The organism is Streptomyces sp. NPDC097129, assembly GCF_055668065.1.
In genome coordinates this window covers 692-1,895 of record NZ_JBVOQE010000049.1, presented here as the reverse complement: position 1 = coordinate 1,895, position 1,204 = coordinate 692, and the positions used below count along the sequence as shown (strand labels likewise).

Genomic DNA, 1,204 nt, shown 5'->3' with positions numbered 1-1,204 from the left:
AGAACATACTAGTAATGTATCGAAAAACACACCTAACCCTTGAATAAATCCTTGTTTGGCTGGATGAGAAACGGATGCTGTTGCAGCAGGAATTGGATCGCCGCCTATTCCAGCTCCATTGAAGAAAAGTCCTCTTTTTACTTCGTTAATAATAGCTGCAGTAATACCACCGCCAACTACTTACTCGATACCAAAGGCACTCTTAAAAATTAATGACAAAACATGTGAAATCTCTGTAATGTTAGTAATCACAGTAATCACTACAAAGACAGCGAGAAGAATATAGCCAAAAGCCATAAAAAGAGCATTAACAGAAGAAATATCAGCAATTCTTTTTATACCGCCAAAAACTACTAAGCTAGTAAGAAGAACTAAAATAGTACCAGAAATAAAAAGAATAACTCCAAAAGAATTTTCTAAAGCAACAGTAATGGTATTACTTTGAACTGGAACTGCATTAAAGGTGGTACCATATGACAGAATCATCATACCAGCAATGTTGACACTCAACCATTTTCTACTAAGCTGTTTTTCATATAGTAGGCAGGTCCGCCTTTGAAACGTCCATTATCTATTGGTGTTTTCTGGTGCTTTTTCTTTAATCTTCAGTAATCTGAACATCTCCTTAAGATATCTGGCTTGTGCAAATCTCGAACTATTGGTGAAATAAACATCTAATTTTAACAAGACTGCTATAAGCACATAACCCCAAAGTAATGTGTTCCCTCCAGATATTAATTTTTCAAAAAATACATGCAACCCCTCCCAAAAATTTATGCTTCCGATTATCTCGAAAGTTATTATATCTGCCAAATGAAATTCTAATTAAAAAACCCGTAAAACCTGCCCGTGTGTATTTTTGTGCATGCTTATAATCTCTTCCCTTACAAAGGATTATCGTCTTGTTAATTGCTTTTCATAAAATTTTTATTTCTTTAAAAAATTAGGAGTGAGATTAGTTCGGTTATGGAGAAGCATCTCATGAATTTTAATATAGGTTGGGAATCTATAGCTTAATTTGGGAATATGTGCATTATCAATTGATGATTAATAACTTTTTCTCCTATCTGTGTCATCTTCATTTAAGTAAGTATATTTTTTTAAGTACATAACAAGCATTTATTTTTATTTCACCAGAAATATTAAGTTTTTAGTAAGGTTATTTATAGCATGTTATGAGGATAAAACAGACTATAAACTCGTA

Annotated in this window: 1 pseudogene; it reads right to left on the bottom strand. The window is 32.6% G+C overall.

Annotated features, from left to right (window positions below):
• Positions 1-522 (bottom strand): annotated as a pseudogene (locus AC0B9F_RS37995) (alanine:cation symporter family protein); the annotation flags it as partial.
• Positions 523-1,204 lie beyond the last annotated feature (682 nt).